The sequence below is a fragment of the Devosia sp. CAU 1758 genome (genome assembly GCF_054482695.1).
Genome location: NZ_JBTLRJ010000002.1, coordinates 1 through 13,402 on the forward strand (window position 1 = coordinate 1; position 13,402 = coordinate 13,402).

A 13,402-nucleotide genomic window follows, 5' to 3' on the forward strand; every position below is an offset into this window, starting at 1 on the left:
GGGATCTGCCGCTCCGCTCAATGACCAGCTCCGCGCCAGCCCCCGTCGCTCACACCGGCCAGATCGGCCAAACCAACCGCCCGAGTCTACTTCACGCTGGATAGAAGTTGGGGGCAACGTCACCCTCGATACCCGAACAAACACGGGTCGTCGTAGGACTTGATCCGAGGACCCGTAGCGATGCACGCATTGGCCGGTGCCTGTCACAAGTGCTCTCGGGTCGAGCCCGAGGGCGGACCGGTGGGTGTTTGAACCAAACTGCTTTGGGGATCCCCCTGATCGGGGAGGAGCGCATCGAGTTTGGCTCACTCCCGGTAAAGACCCAAAATCCACTTTTCACCTCCTTCCGAGGGAAGTGGGTGGCAATGCACAATGCCGGTTGGCCGCTGCCAACCCATTTGCAACGTTCAGCTACATTCTGAATCCGCCTGAAGCCGGACGATCGAGACACGACGATCCTCAAGCACCGAAGGGCTCATCAACGTGATAATGTTCAGTGATCTAGTATGTCGCGAACCCTTGCAGCCAAGTCCGCATAGGCAAAAGGCTTGGTTATCAACTCCACCCCGGCGTCCAACCGCCCGTGATGCACGATCGCATTGCGCGCATATCCTGTGGTGAACAATACCTTCAGGTCTGGACGCAACTTCTTCGCCTTGTCGGCCAGAACTGCCCCTGTCATGCCGTTGGGCAAAACCACATCGGTGAACAGGAGGTCAATCCGGTCTGTCTTTCGTTCGAGCAGACGCAGGGCCGCTGGTCCGTCGGCTGCTTCTAAAACGTTGTAGCCAAGGTCCTGTAGCATCTCGACCGAGAACTCTCGCACCTGGGGATCATCTTCGCAAACCAGGATTGTTTCACTGCCTTCCCCATCCGGGATCGTATGAACCACCGTCTCATCATCCAGGCTGCTCGTGCGCAGCAGACGTGGCAGGTAAATCTTGACGGTCGTGCCATGTCCAGGCTCTGAGTAAACCTTCACATGCCCGCCAGACTGTTTGACAAAACCATATACCATCGAGAGGCCGAGCCCTGTGCCCTTGCCGACCTCCTTGGTCGTAAAGAACGGCTCGAACACCCTTTGCAATGTCATCGCATCCATGCCGGTACCGGTGTCCGAAACGCAAAGCAGAACGTATTGCCCAGGCGAAACTTCAGCATTGTGCCCGGCGTAAGATCGGTCAATGTGGGTATTTGCGGTTTCGATAGTAAGCTTGCCGCCTTCAGGCATCGCGTCGCGAGCATTGACCGCGAGGTTGAGCAGCGCGTTCTCGAGCTGGTTCGCATCAACCTCGGTCCACCAGATACCCGAAGCTAGAACGGTCTCAAGTTCTATAATCTCTCCAAGGGTCCTATGAAGAAGCTCCGACATGCCTGCCACGAGCTTGTTGGGCTCTACTGGGGTTGGTGCGAGAGGCTGTCTCCGAGAGAATGCCAGCAACCTCTCGGTCAGCACCGCTGCTCGTTTCGCACCTGCCATGGCGTTCTCCGCAGAGCGGATCAGCCGTGGTTCATCCTGCGGTAGTCTGCGCATCAGGATATCCAGGTTTCCGGTAATGACCTGAAGGAGATTATTGAAGTCGTGAGCGACGCCACCCGTCAGTTGGCCAACGGTCTCCATTTTCTGAACCTGATGAAGCGCCTCTTGAGCCTGCCGAAGGTCGTCGGCGGCCTGCTTCTCGGCGCTGATGTCTCGTCCAACAGCGTGGATCAGTTGCTCGTCCGGAACGGCGATCCACGAGATCCATCGGTACGTGCCGTCCTTGTGCCTGTAGCGGTTCTCAAAGCGAAGTGTGGACAAACCATCTGCAAGGCGCCCGGCCTCAGCCTGTGTCTCGGCGAGATCGTCGGGATGGACCAAGTCGAAGAAACTGCTACCAAGCAGTTCGTCTTCCTTCCAACCTATCAAGGTTGTCCAAGCTGGGTTCACGGCCGAGATGATACCATCGAACTTTGCGACCAACATGATGTCGGTCGACAGTCGCCACATTCGGTCTCGATCTGCCGTCCGCTCCGCCACGAGCGCTTCAAGATTGGCGTTAAGGTTCTGAACGTTCGCAAAGAGTCGGGCGTTGTCCATCGCCGTGGCTGCCTGTGCGGCTAACCCGACCATCAACCGCTCTGCGCGCTCCGTGAAAACGCCCGTATTGCCGTGACCAAAGAACAACCCACCAATGACCTCGCCCGATCGGGACTTCACCGGAACAGCAAGATAGCTGCGGACCGGAAGGTGACCTGCTGGCATGCCATGGTGCGGAGCGTTTTGGCCGTAACGAGGATCTTTGAGAATGTCGTCCGACCGAACGATACCGACCCCATTGAAAGTGGGAGCAAAGACATGGGTTTTGCGTGGAAGAGGGTAAGAGGAAAAGGCCTCCCTTGGCGCGCCAGAAAGACTGTAGAGAGTATAGCGCTCGCCTTCCGCGTCCACGTGATTATAGAAGAACGCGCCGAACTGGGCTCCGATCATTTCCACGCCAGCGTCAACGACCTTTTGAACCAGTGCGTCAAGGTTCAGGTAGCCGGACACTTCAGCCGCCGTGGCGTTCAGAAGCTCAAGCGTGCGGGTTTGATCCTGGAGCGCTTGAGAAGCCGCGAGGGAGTCAGTGACGTCAAAGCCTTCAACGAAGATACCCGTGACGCGGCCGTCACCGTCCCTGAGTGGCTGGTACACAAAATCGAAAAACTTCTCTTCGTGACCAGAAGCGGTTTGCAGACGCACGGAAACAGCTTGGCCAACGTAAGGTTGGCCCGTTCTATAGACATCGTCCAGAAGTTCGAAAAAGCCTTGATCGTTTAGTTCCGGTAAGGCTTCGCGCACAGGTTGGCCGATCAAGTCCCTCCCTGGAAGCAGCTTTTGGTAGGCGGGGTTGACCAGCTCAAAAATATGTTTTGGGCCACGGAGCATCGCCATCATGCCTGGCGCCTGCTCAAACATCTCTTCCATACGCCTACGTTCATCCCGCTGGCGACGCTCAGCCAAAACTTTCTCGGTCGTTTCTGTCGCCGCGCAAAGCATGCCACCTATTCCGCCGGTCTCGTCTCGAATAGGCGTATATGAGAAGCTGAACCAAGCGTCCTCCAAGTATCCATTGCGACGCATGGGAATCAGCAGGTCTTCATGCCAACTCGCTTCCCCGGCCATTGTTTGGTCAACGAGCGGTTTGATCTGCTGCCAGATGTCAGACCAGACTTCCGCAAATGGCTTTCCAAGAGCATCGGGGTGCTTCGCGCCGAAAATTGGCGCATATTTGTCGTTGTAGAGGAAAACCAGGTCTTCCCCCCACGCTACGAACATAGCTTGCTGCGCATCAAGTATGAGCTGGGTGTACAGTTTCAGGGCTGCGGGCCAGACGTTTGGCGCGCCCAGCTTGGTTCGGCGCCAATCAAGTTCGCGCATGCGGGCGCGCAGTTCCCCATCACCCTCAAAAATGGTCAGCGAACTCTCGGCTAGATCTTTATGCACGCCGTGTCCTATTCGTTGATTTAGCCGACAGAGAAAGAAACAGAGAAAGAAAGAGAGCGGTCGTTCGTTCGGAACTGCGACGCGCCCACCATGCTCACCGAAGGGCCAGGCTGCTTGACCGTTCGTTGACCAATTGCGAAACCGCCGTCACTAACTGTTCAAGAGCGAAGGGCTTGTGCAACATAACGCTCCCCGGCACGCCTTGGGCAGACCATTCCGAGGCCTTGTCGCCGCTGCAGTAGATAAGCGGAATATCTGGCTCAAGCTCGCGCGCCCGATGCCCGACATCCCAGCCCGAGCGCGGGCCCGGCATGCGGATATCAGTCACGACGGCCACGATCTTGTCATGGTCTCGTTGGAGTCGATCTATGGCTACCGCCGCGTTGCTTGCCAATTCAACCGTGAACCCAGCGTCAGTAAGAGCATCTTCTAAAGCCATAGCGATCATGGCTTCATCTTCAACCAGCAGAATGCGGCTTTTTACTATTTGCAAAGCAGAACTCGAAAATCAGGCCCACCTCGAGAAGGCAGGCCTAGAACGTGGCACAGACTGTTTGGAACGCCAGTCTCGTAATCGGGTTCCGTCTCCGCCGTGAAAATCTACCCGTTCCCTGGCAGAAACTGACTACTGTGGCGCCAGCTTACAAGGGTGCCCTCTTCCTACCCCACATTGACCCCATCCTCGCCTTCCCCTATTTTGTACGAACTAGTTAGTTCGTACAGGGCCGCCGCCATGAAAACCTCCATTGCTACCGTCTCGATCAGCGGGGATCTGCGGGAGAAGCTGGAGGCGATTGCGGCGGCGGGATTTGATGGGGTCGAGATTTTCGAGAACGACTTTCTGGCCTTTGACCGGAGCCCGGCAGAGGTTCGGGCTATGGTGGCAGATCTGGGGCTGGAGATCACGCTGTTCCAGCCTTTTCGTGATTTCGAGGGGTTGCCGGAGCCGCAGCGGGGGCAGGCGTTTGACCGGGCGGAGCGCAAGTTTGACCTGATGGGGGAATTGGGGGCGCCGCTGATGCTGGTCTGTTCCAGCGTGGCGCCGGCGGCCTTGGGTGGGATCGACCGGGCGGCGGCGGATTTTCGGGACTTGGGGGAGCGGGCGGCCAAGCGCGGGCTGAAAGTGGGTTACGAGGCGCTGGCCTGGGGGCGGCATGTCAATGACCACCGCGACGCCTGGGAGGTGGTGCGGCGGGCCGACCATCCACAAGTGGGGCTGATCCTTGACAGTTTTCACAGCCTGTCGCGGCGGATCAGCCCGGACACGATCCGCTCGATCCCCGGCGACAAGATCTTCATCGTGCAACTGGCCGATGCCCCAGCGCTGGACATGGACCTGCTCTATTGGAGCCGGCACTTCCGCAACATGCCGGGGGAAGGCGATCTGCCGGTGGTGGATTTCACGCGCGCCGTCATCGCCACGGGATATTCGGGGCCGCTGTCGCTGGAAATCTTCAATGACCAGTTCCGGTCCGGCTCACCGCGCACCATTGCGATGGACGGGCATCGCTCGCTGATTTTCCTAATGGACCAGGTGCGCGCGGCGGAGCCGGCAATTGCCCCGCTGGTGCCCGCCCTGCCCCCACGGGTTTCGGTGAAAGGCGTGAGCTTCGTGGAATTCACGGCCGACGAGACGGAAGCGGACGCCCTGCGGGTGTTGCTGGGCAAACTTGGCTTTGCGCGCACGGGCAAGCACAGGAGCAAAAGCGTCGAGCGCTTCAGCCAGGGCGAGATCAATATCGTGGTCAATACCGAGCGCGAGGGGCTGGCCCATGCCGCCTATCTCACCCATGGCACATCGGCCTATGCGATGGGGCTCTTGGTGGCGGATGCCAAGGCGACGCTGGCGCGGGCAGAGGCGCTGGGGGCGCAGGCCTTTGCGCAGCGGGTGGGGCCGGGCGAACTCTCCATTCCCGCCGTGCGCGGGGTGGGCGGCGGGCTGATCTATTTCCTCGACGACCACTCCGACCTCAAGCGGGTGTGGGATGTCGAATTCGGGGCCGAGCCGGTTGCGGGCGGCACGGATGCCGGGCTGATCGGCTTCGACCATGTCGCGCAGACGATGAATTACGAGGAAATGCTGACCTGGATCCTGTTCTACCGCTCGATATTCCTGGTGGACAAGGGACCGATGGTGGACGTGGTCGACCCTTCGGGGCTGGTGCGCAGCCAGGTGATCGAGAACAGCGAGGGAACGTTGCGGCTGACGCTGAACGGGGCGGAGAGCCATCGCACGCTGGCAGGGCATTTCATCGCCGAGACCTTCGGGTCCAGCGTGCAGCACATCGCCTTTTCGAGCGCGGATATCTTTGCGACGGCGCGTGCGCTCAAGGCCAATGGGCTGGTATCGCTGCAGATTTCGCCCAACTACTATGCTGACCTGGCGGCGCGGCTGGGGCTGGATGGTGAGACCATCGCTGAGCTGGAAGAGTACAACATTCTCTATGACCGGGACGGGGGCGGGGAATTCTTCCAGCTCTATACGCCCAATTTCGGCGAGGGGTTCTTCTTCGAAATCGTGCAGCGCAAGGGGGACTATGCGGGATATGGAGCGGTCAATGCGCCCTTTCGCATTGCGGCGCAGAAGCGCTCGATCCGCCCTGCGACGATCCCGGCAAAATAGGTTTGCGGATCAGGCCTCGTTATCGGCGGGCCGGCGCGGGGCGGCCTGATATTCGACGCCCAGTTCCTTGAGGGCGCGCCAGACGACGCGGCAGGGCTGCGGGCGATGGCCGGGCACGATCAGATCGAAGCGGTCGGGAATGCCGGTGACGCGGCCCACCTCGAGCTTGGCACCAGTCTCGGAGACGTTGCGCACTATGCAGGGGACGGTAGAAAAGCCCATGGCGATGCTCGCATGGATGAGCGTATTGCGGCGGGGGGCGATCCGGCGTTCGAGCAGCAGGGGGGAGGTCGCAGGAGAGCGGGAGGAACTGAATGCCATGGCCAAAGCCTAGCGAGGCCCTGTTGCCGCGCGCTTAACGGGATCGGCACAAGTCGATGGATCGGGCATGCGGCCCGCGTAAACCATTTGACAAGGAACACACAGACAAGGCCAACGCCGCCCGTTAAGGTTTCGTCAACCATAGGGAGGCGGCCATGCGGGTACCCAAGGCAGGACAGGCGCTGGATGAGCGCCGCATCGTGCGCGAAGGCAAGCGATTGGCCGAGGCGATGCTGGCTGGCTATTCGGACCCGCCGTCGCTGACCCTGCCGGGATTGATGATATGGGCAGCCCTGATGCGCCAGCAGCTTCGCGGCGCGCTGAACAATCGCCCGGTCAGATACTAGGCGCAGCTAGGCCCGCATCGCCTGCCAGCACATCTGCGCAATCAATGCCCGCTCATCGCCTGACAGGGGCGCGGGATTGTAGCGCCGGCGCTTGAGGGCGTTGCGAATGGCACCGCGCATGAAGCTGGCAATCATGGTGGGCGAGCCGGCGCGGATTTCGCCCGACGCCTGCCCATCGCCGATCATCTCGATCGCGTAATCGACAAAGGCGCCGAAAATGGCCTTGGCGTCATCCAGGGTGATCAGCGGGTTGTTTTCCAGGTAGTCGAAAAGCCGCGCCCGCTGCGGATCAATCCAGATGAAGTCGATATATTCAGCGATATAGTGCTGCACCCGCTCGGCCGGGGTCTTGTCCGGATCGGGCGGAACTGACAGGCGCTCGGTCATTTGCTGAGCCATGCGGCCATAGACGCCACGCACCAGCGCTTCCTTGGAATCGAAATAATTGTAGAGCGAGCCGGTAGCGACGCCCGCCTCCTCGGCGATGGCCGCCATCGAGCATTGCAGACCGTTTTTCACGATCAGCCTCGAGGCCGCAGCGATGATGCGCTCACGCTTGTTGGGGACTACATCCATAAACTGAATGAACCTTCATTCACCTGTCATGTAGGAAAGCTACCTAGACCAGCATTCCGGCGCAAGTGGGAAAACTTACTAGCTCATTCGCTGGTTCAAAATAGTCCCGGAAGCCTCTGATTTTCCGGTTCATGTCGCAGGAGAGCGCTATGTCCGAACCCGTCACTTTCGTTCATTTGACAGACTTGCACGTGGGCGACCCCAATGTGCCCGACGACCACCTCTATTCCGACACCAATGCAACGCTGGCGAGCATCCTCGCCGATGTGAAAAAGCTGGTTCCCAACCGAAATTCATCGTGGCCAGCGGCGACCTAACCAATCGCGGCGACGAAGCGAGCTATGAGGCACTCAAGGCGATCTTTGCCGAAGCAGAGCTCAGCATGCCGGTGCTGTTTGCGCTGGGCAATCACGACAAGCGCGAGGGGTTTTATCCGGCGATGCTGGGTAAGAATGACCACGCCATGGCGCCCTATGACCATGCGCAGGTGATCGATGGCGTGCATGTCATCGTCATCGATACCTCAGTGCCCAACAAGGTCGGTGGTTCGTTCGAGCCAGGCCAGCTTGACTGGCTCAATGCCGAACTAGGCCAGCATGCCGACCTGCCCAAGCTTATGGTCATGCATCACGCGCCCTCACTCGACGCCGATCCATCGATGGAATGGGAATCGCTATCGATCGCCGACACCGAAGCGCTGCGCCAGGCCGTCGCCGGCAAGAATGTCATTGGCATGGTTTCGGGTCATATCCACTATGACCGCGTGTCCAACTGGTACGGCATTCCGGTTGTGGTCGGCATCGGCCATCACGGCCCGACCGACGTGCTGTGGCTGCATGAGGGCCTGCGCATGCTCGAAGGCGCGTCCTTTGCCATCGGCACGGTGCGCCCCTCCGGCATGACGATCACCTTCGCCCCGCTGCGCAAGGGCCCTAAGGAGTTGATGAGCTTCCGCTTCGCCGACTTCGCCGACCGGCTCAAGCAGTACGAAGCCAGCCAGGCCGTCGCGGCCGAGTAGCTATCCCTTATCGGGGCGCCTGTGCAGGCGCTCCCTCCCCCATATCCAACCTGGAGCATTGCGATGAACCGCAAGTCCTTCCTGCTGGGCGCCCTGGCGCTCGCCGTGTCGACCCCAGTGCTGGCCCAGATGGCGCCGGCCATCGACGAGCCCGTCACCATCACCTTCTACAACTACAATCTCGCCAGTGCCGGCCTCGGCGGGCAGGCCACGCAGAACCTGATCGATGAGTTCATGACGGCCAATCCCAACATTACCGTCGAGGGTGTGCCGTATTCCAGTGCCGACGGCAGCCGTATCCAGGCCGATCTCGCTGCCGGCCTGCCGGTTGACCTGGTGCAGACGGTGTTCAGCGATCTCGACTTCTCAGTGACCAATTTCGGCGCCCAGGCGCTTGAAGAGATCACCACCGACGGCGAACTGGCGGCGCATCTCGAAGGCATGCACCCCAATGGCACCCAACTCGGCGTGCTGAACGGCAAAACCTATGGTCTAGCGTACACGTTCTCGACGCCGGTGCTGTTCTACAATGCGGACCTGTTTACCGCTGCCGGTCTCGATCCCGACAACCCGCCCCAGACCTGGGCCGAGATCAAGACGTCGGCTCTCGCCATCGAGGAAAATACCGACGCCGAGGGTTTTACCGGCGGCATTACCGGTGCGGGCGCAGTGGATTGGCTGTTCCAGGGCGTGGTGCGCTCCAACAATGGCGAAGTGATCTCGCGTGACCGCGTGACGCTGAAGTTCGCCGAGCCGGAATCGGTCGAGGCGGTAAAGATGCTGCGCGATCTCTACGATGCCGGCGCCTATGAAAACTACGACTTCGCCAGCGCCATCGAAGGCATGGCATCGGGCAATCTGGGCATGTACCTGCAGACCAGCGCTCTCCAAGGGTCGCTGGTGTCCGGCGCCGAGGGCAATTACGAGCTTCGCGCCACGACCATGCCACGCTTTGGCGACAAGCCGACCCGCCCGAACAATTCGGGTTCGGCGCTGACCATTCACACCGCAGATCCGCTCAAGCAGCGTGCGGCCTGGGAGCTGATGAAGTTCCTGACCTCGGAATATGGCTACACCATCATCACCTCGCAGATCGGCTATTTGCCGCTGCGCCCGGCCATCGTCGATGATCCGGCCTATCTCAAGGACTGGATTGCCGAGCACCCGCTGGTCGCACCGAACCTTGAGCAGCTCGATCGCCTCGAACCATGGGATCCGATGCCCGGCCCGAACTATCGCCAGATCGGCAAGACCATGATGGACGCGGTGGAAATGGCGATCTTCGGCGGCGCGGATGTGGAAGCCACGCTGGCCGACGCCCAGGCCAATGCCCAGGCGCTGATGCCCTGATGTCCCGGGGGTCCGCCCCCAGGCGGACCCCCCAACCGTTTCGTGGAGCGAAACATGGCCATTGCCTCATCTGTCCCGGCTGTTCGCCGCCGAATTACCCAGCCGCGCTGGTCGCCCTGGCTTTATATGGCGCCGGCCATCCTAACCCTGGTAGTGTGGATCTATTGGCCGCTGGTCGATGCCTTCCGCCTCAGCTTTTTCCAGTGGAACATGCTGCCCACCTCGCCCCAGACCTTTGTGGGCTGGGACAATTACCAGCGCATCTTCGCGCTGCCCAAGTTTTGGCAGGCGTTGCGCAATACCGGCGTCTATGTGCTGGGCCTGTTGCCGTTGGCCGTGCTAATCCCGCTGGCGCTCGCCATCTACACCCATGACCTGTCGCCGCGCTGGCGCAATATCTATCGGGCGATCATCTTCGTGCCGATGATCATCGCTCCGGTGGTTGCTGCCGCCGTGTGGCGCTGGCTGCTCGACCCGAACTACGGCATGGTCAACATGCTGATCGAATGGTTCGGCGCCCAGCCGATCAAGTTCCTCGGCGACCCGCGCGTTGCCATCTGGACCATCATCGCCATTACCGGCTGGAAGCTGATCGGGTTTTCGACGCTGATCCTCAGCGCCGCCAATGCCAATATCAATCCCGCGCTGGTCGAGGCTGCCCGCATGGACGGCGCCAGCAAGTGGGAGATCATCCGCGATATCCGCCTGCCGCTACTGAGCTCGACCGTGCTGTTCCTGGTGATGATGACTATCCTCCTCGGGGCGCAGTGGAGCTTTGGCTATATCAATGTGCTGACCGGCGGCGGTCCGCTGGGCGCCACCACCAACATCTATTACCTGCTGTGGGATTTCGGCTTTTCGACCATGTCGGTCGGCTGGGGCTCGGCGGCGGCGGTGATCCTGTTCTTCGGCTTTGGCGTCCTGGCTTTCGTGCTGTTCCGCCTCATCGACAGGTATTCCTTCCATGACAACTGATGCAATCAAGGCGCCACTCACCCTGGCGCGTCCGCTCCGCCGCAAGGCCGCACAGGGTGTCGGGCTCAACAGCGCCGCCGGCCATCTGGTCATGGTCCTGCTCTCGATCGTCTGCCTGTTCCCGGTCTATTGGATGGTCGCGACTTCGCTGCGCCCGGCCAATGCCATCTTCGAGACCAGCATATGGCCGACGACGATGTCGCTCGAAAATTACACCTATGCGCTCGACAGCATTCCGATCCTGCGCATGCTGATCAACACGCTAGTGGTGTCGGTCCTGACCACTGTGGTGCAATTGGCTACCGGGCTGTTGGCCGCTTATGCCTTTGCCCGCTGGACTTTCCGGTTCGACAAGCTGGTCTATACCGCCGTAGCGCTGACCTGGCTGGTGCCGTTCCAAGTGGTGATGATCCCCAATTATCTGCTGATCGCGCAGATGGGGCTGCTCGACACCATTGCGGCGCTGATCCTGCCCAATTTCGCCTCGGCGCTGGCCATCCTGCTGCTGGCGCAGGCGATGCGCAGCTTTCCCAAGGAGGTGGTGGAGGCGGCCCGCATGGACGGCGCCCGTAGCTGGCGCATCCTGTGGGAGGTCATGACCCCGAACCTGCGCGGCACCATCGCCTCGCTGGCCATCCTCATCTTCATCTCGACCTGGAACGAGTATTTCTGGCCCCTGCTGCTGACCCGCACGGCGGAGAACAGCGTCATCCAGATCGGCATCCAGATGTTCATGACCTCGGAAGGCAATCAGTGGGGGCCGCTGATGGCTGCCTCGACGCTGGCCAGCCTGCCGGTTCTGGTCATCTACATCGTGCTGCAGCGCCAGGTCATCCAGTCCTTCATGAAATCGGGAATCCGCTGATGAACATTCATCTCAACCGTCACCTGCCGGTCAAAGGCACTTTCAACGTCCGCGACCTGGGCGGCTATGCGACGCCCTCGGGTGAAACGCGCTGGCGGCGCGTGCTGCGCGCCGATGGCCTGCACCGTCTCGATGACGAGGGCATGGGCGCGCTGGTGGCTGAAGGCGTCACCACGGTCATCGACCTGCGCCACCCCGGCGAGCTCGAAACCCAGCCCAACCCGTTTCACGCCAACCCGGCGGTGCGATACCACAATGTGTCGCTGTTTGACTCGCTGGCGCCGGCGCCGGCGCCCGGCCAGGATGTCCTGCTTGAACTCTACAAGCTGGCGCTCGACAACCGGCAGAGTGCCGTGGCCGAGGTGCTGACCATCATCGCAGAGGCCCGGGAGGGCACGGTGCTGTTCCACTGCACCGCCGGCAAGGACCGCACCGGCATCGTCTCGGCACTGCTGCTGGCAGTGGCCGGTGTCGAGGCCGCGCTGATCGTCGACGACTATGCTCTGACCGGGCCGATGATTGCCCCGATGGTCGAGGACATCATCGCCCATGCGGTCGCTCGCGGCGCCGACGTTGAAACCTTCCGTCCCATGCTGGCCGCCGACCCGACCACAATGCTGGCGACCATTGCCCATATCGAAACCAATTATGGCTCTGCCTCGGCCTATCTCGAACGCATCGGCATGGACGCCGCCGCCATCGAGCGCCTGCGCCAGCGCCTTGTGGGAGACATCTGATGGCCGACCTGGTTCTCAAGCATTTGAAGAAGACCTATGACGCCAAACAGGTGCTGCATGGCATCGACGTGACTATACCCGATGGCAGCTTTGTCGTCATGGTCGGCCCATCGGGCTGCGGCAAGTCCACACTGTTGCGCATGATCGCCGGGCTCGAAGACATCAATGAGGGGACACTGACCATTGGCGGCGTCACCATGAACGACATCGACCCGGCCGACCGGGGCTGCGCCATGGTTTTCCAGAACTATGCGCTCTACCCGCATATGAGTGTGCGCCAGAATATCGGCTATCCGCTCAAAATCGCGAAAATGCCGGGGGCCGAGCGCGAAAAGCGCATCGCCGAGGCAGCCGCCATCCTCAATCTGACCGACTATCTCGACCGCCGCCCGGCCCAGCTGTCCGGCGGACAGCGGCAGCGCGTGGCCATGGGCCGCGCCATTGTGCGCGAGCCTGAGGTGTTTCTGTTCGATGAGCCACTGTCCAATCTCGATGCCCTGCTGCGCGTGCAGATGCGTATCGAGATCAAACGGCTGCACAAGCGGCTCAGGGCCACGTCGATCTTCGTGACCCACGATCAAGTCGAGGCCATGACCCTGGCCGACGTGCTGATCGTGATGAATGCCGGCCGCATCGAGCAGGTGGGCACGCCGGCCGAGGTCTATCGCAAACCCGCTTCGGTGTTCGTTGCCGGCTTCATGGGATCGCCGGCGATGAATCTGATGGAAGCGACCATGTGCGCCGATGAGCAGGTCGCGCTGGACGTGGGCATGGGGCGCCCGATGCTGCGCCTTGCGGGGCTGGCTGAAGGCACGCCGCTGACCGTTGGCGTGCGCCCTGAGGCGATCACGCTTATGCCAGAAGGCGCAGACGGCCTGCAGGCGACTGTCGAACTGGTGGAGGAACTGGGCGGTTCGCGCATTGCCTATTGTGCGCTCAGAGGCAGTGAGATTGCAGTGGTGCTGCCGCCAGGCGACGAACCTTACGAAGGCCGGCAGGTGACACTGGGCTTTGAGCAGCGCGACCTGCACCTCTTCGACCGGATCACGGGGTTGCGGGTTGAGATCGAACCGAGCAAGGCGAAGAAACCGGTGCGCGCGAAAGCCGCTGCACATTAAGCCAAA

The 13,402-nt window shown here is 60.9% G+C and carries 11 protein-coding genes and 1 pseudogene; 8 read left to right on the plus strand and 4 right to left on the minus strand.

The window, feature by feature from the left end:
• Window positions 1-493 precede the first annotated feature (493 nt).
• Together ACXYMS_RS06105 and ACXYMS_RS06110 are read right to left on the minus strand one after the other, a co-directional pair.
• Window positions 494-3,466, minus strand: a complete 2,973-nt coding sequence (locus ACXYMS_RS06105) for a PAS domain-containing protein (protein ID WP_458904629.1) — start codon at window positions 3,464-3,466, stop codon at window positions 494-496.
• 94 nt (window positions 3,467-3,560) lie between these two features.
• On the minus strand, window positions 3,561-3,959 hold the full coding sequence (locus ACXYMS_RS06110) for a response regulator (RefSeq protein WP_458904630.1): 399 nt from the start codon (window positions 3,957-3,959) through the stop codon (window positions 3,561-3,563).
• Window positions 3,960-4,199: 240 nt separating this feature from the next.
• Here ACXYMS_RS06110 and ACXYMS_RS06115 point away from each other — a divergent pair, with 240 nt between their 5' ends.
• Complete coding sequence (locus ACXYMS_RS06115; protein ID WP_458904632.1) at window positions 4,200-6,089, plus strand: bifunctional sugar phosphate isomerase/epimerase/4-hydroxyphenylpyruvate dioxygenase family protein; 1,890 nt, start codon at window positions 4,200-4,202, stop codon at window positions 6,087-6,089.
• Between the two features lie 9 nt (window positions 6,090-6,098).
• Here the strand turns inward: ACXYMS_RS06115 and ACXYMS_RS06120 are convergent, their stop codons facing one another.
• On the minus strand, window positions 6,099-6,410 hold the full coding sequence (locus ACXYMS_RS06120) for a PilZ domain-containing protein (protein ID WP_458904634.1): 312 nt from the start codon (window positions 6,408-6,410) through the stop codon (window positions 6,099-6,101).
• Between the two features lie 155 nt (window positions 6,411-6,565).
• Here ACXYMS_RS06120 and ACXYMS_RS06125 point away from each other — a divergent pair, with 155 nt between their 5' ends.
• Window positions 6,566-6,757 (plus strand): hypothetical protein, encoded by a 192-nt coding sequence (locus tag ACXYMS_RS06125; RefSeq protein ID WP_458904636.1) that lies wholly within the window; start codon window positions 6,566-6,568, stop codon window positions 6,755-6,757.
• A 6-nt stretch (window positions 6,758-6,763) separates the two neighbouring features.
• On the opposite strand, the gene ACXYMS_RS06130 is transcribed toward ACXYMS_RS06125, so the two are convergent.
• A complete protein-coding gene (locus ACXYMS_RS06130) occupies window positions 6,764-7,333 on the minus strand; it encodes a TetR/AcrR family transcriptional regulator (protein ID WP_458904637.1) in 570 nt (189 codons plus the stop codon).
• A 149-nt stretch (window positions 7,334-7,482) separates the two neighbouring features.
• On the opposite strand from ACXYMS_RS06130, the pseudogene ACXYMS_RS06135 reads away from it, so the two are divergent.
• The 6 genes and pseudogenes from ACXYMS_RS06135 to ACXYMS_RS06160 all read left to right on the plus strand — a co-directional run bounded on the left by ACXYMS_RS06135 (window position 7,483) and on the right by ACXYMS_RS06160 (window position 13,396).
• Window positions 7,483-8,351 (plus strand): annotated as a pseudogene (locus ACXYMS_RS06135) (metallophosphoesterase).
• Between the two features lie 63 nt (window positions 8,352-8,414).
• Window positions 8,415-9,701 carry an ABC transporter substrate-binding protein gene (locus ACXYMS_RS06140; protein ID WP_458904639.1) on the plus strand — a complete coding sequence of 429 codons (1,287 nt, stop codon included), beginning with the start codon at window positions 8,415-8,417 and terminating at the stop codon, window positions 9,699-9,701.
• Between the two features lie 54 nt (window positions 9,702-9,755).
• Window positions 9,756-10,676, plus strand: a complete 921-nt coding sequence (locus ACXYMS_RS06145) for a carbohydrate ABC transporter permease (RefSeq protein WP_458904641.1) — start codon at window positions 9,756-9,758, stop codon at window positions 10,674-10,676.
• Complete coding sequence (locus ACXYMS_RS06150; RefSeq protein ID WP_458904643.1) at window positions 10,666-11,541, plus strand: carbohydrate ABC transporter permease; 876 nt, start codon at window positions 10,666-10,668, stop codon at window positions 11,539-11,541. The genes ACXYMS_RS06145 and ACXYMS_RS06150 overlap by 11 nt, the downstream gene beginning before the upstream one ends.
• Window positions 11,541-12,278 carry a tyrosine-protein phosphatase gene (locus tag ACXYMS_RS06155; protein WP_458904645.1) on the plus strand — a complete coding sequence of 246 codons (738 nt, stop codon included), beginning with the start codon at window positions 11,541-11,543 and terminating at the stop codon, window positions 12,276-12,278. Before ACXYMS_RS06150 ends, ACXYMS_RS06155 begins: the two co-directional genes overlap by 1 nt.
• Window positions 12,278-13,396, plus strand: coding sequence for an ABC transporter ATP-binding protein (locus ACXYMS_RS06160; protein ID WP_458904646.1), 1,119 nt, complete (start codon window positions 12,278-12,280; stop codon window positions 13,394-13,396). The genes ACXYMS_RS06155 and ACXYMS_RS06160 overlap by 1 nt, the downstream gene beginning before the upstream one ends.
• Window positions 13,397-13,402: the final 6 nt, after the last annotated feature.

Coding starts and splice junctions, on each gene's coding strand:
- ACXYMS_RS06115 (WP_458904632.1), top strand. CDS start 4,200: ATGAAAACCTCCATTGCTACCGTCTCGATCAGCGGGGATCTGCGGGAG.
- ACXYMS_RS06145 (WP_458904641.1), top strand. CDS start 9,756: ATGGCCATTGCCTCATCTGTCCCGGCTGTTCGCCGCCGAATTACCCAG.
- ACXYMS_RS06155 (WP_458904645.1), top strand. CDS start 11,541: ATGAACATTCATCTCAACCGTCACCTGCCGGTCAAAGGCACTTTCAAC.
- ACXYMS_RS06125 (WP_458904636.1), top strand. CDS start 6,566: ATGCGGGTACCCAAGGCAGGACAGGCGCTGGATGAGCGCCGCATCGTG.
- ACXYMS_RS06160 (WP_458904646.1), top strand. CDS start 12,278: ATGGCCGACCTGGTTCTCAAGCATTTGAAGAAGACCTATGACGCCAAA.
- ACXYMS_RS06140 (WP_458904639.1), top strand. CDS start 8,415: ATGAACCGCAAGTCCTTCCTGCTGGGCGCCCTGGCGCTCGCCGTGTCG.
- ACXYMS_RS06130 (WP_458904637.1), bottom strand. CDS start 7,333: ATGGATGTAGTCCCCAACAAGCGTGAGCGCATCATCGCTGCGGCCTCG.
- ACXYMS_RS06150 (WP_458904643.1), top strand. CDS start 10,666: ATGACAACTGATGCAATCAAGGCGCCACTCACCCTGGCGCGTCCGCTC.
- ACXYMS_RS06120 (WP_458904634.1), bottom strand. CDS start 6,410: ATGGCATTCAGTTCCTCCCGCTCTCCTGCGACCTCCCCCCTGCTGCTC.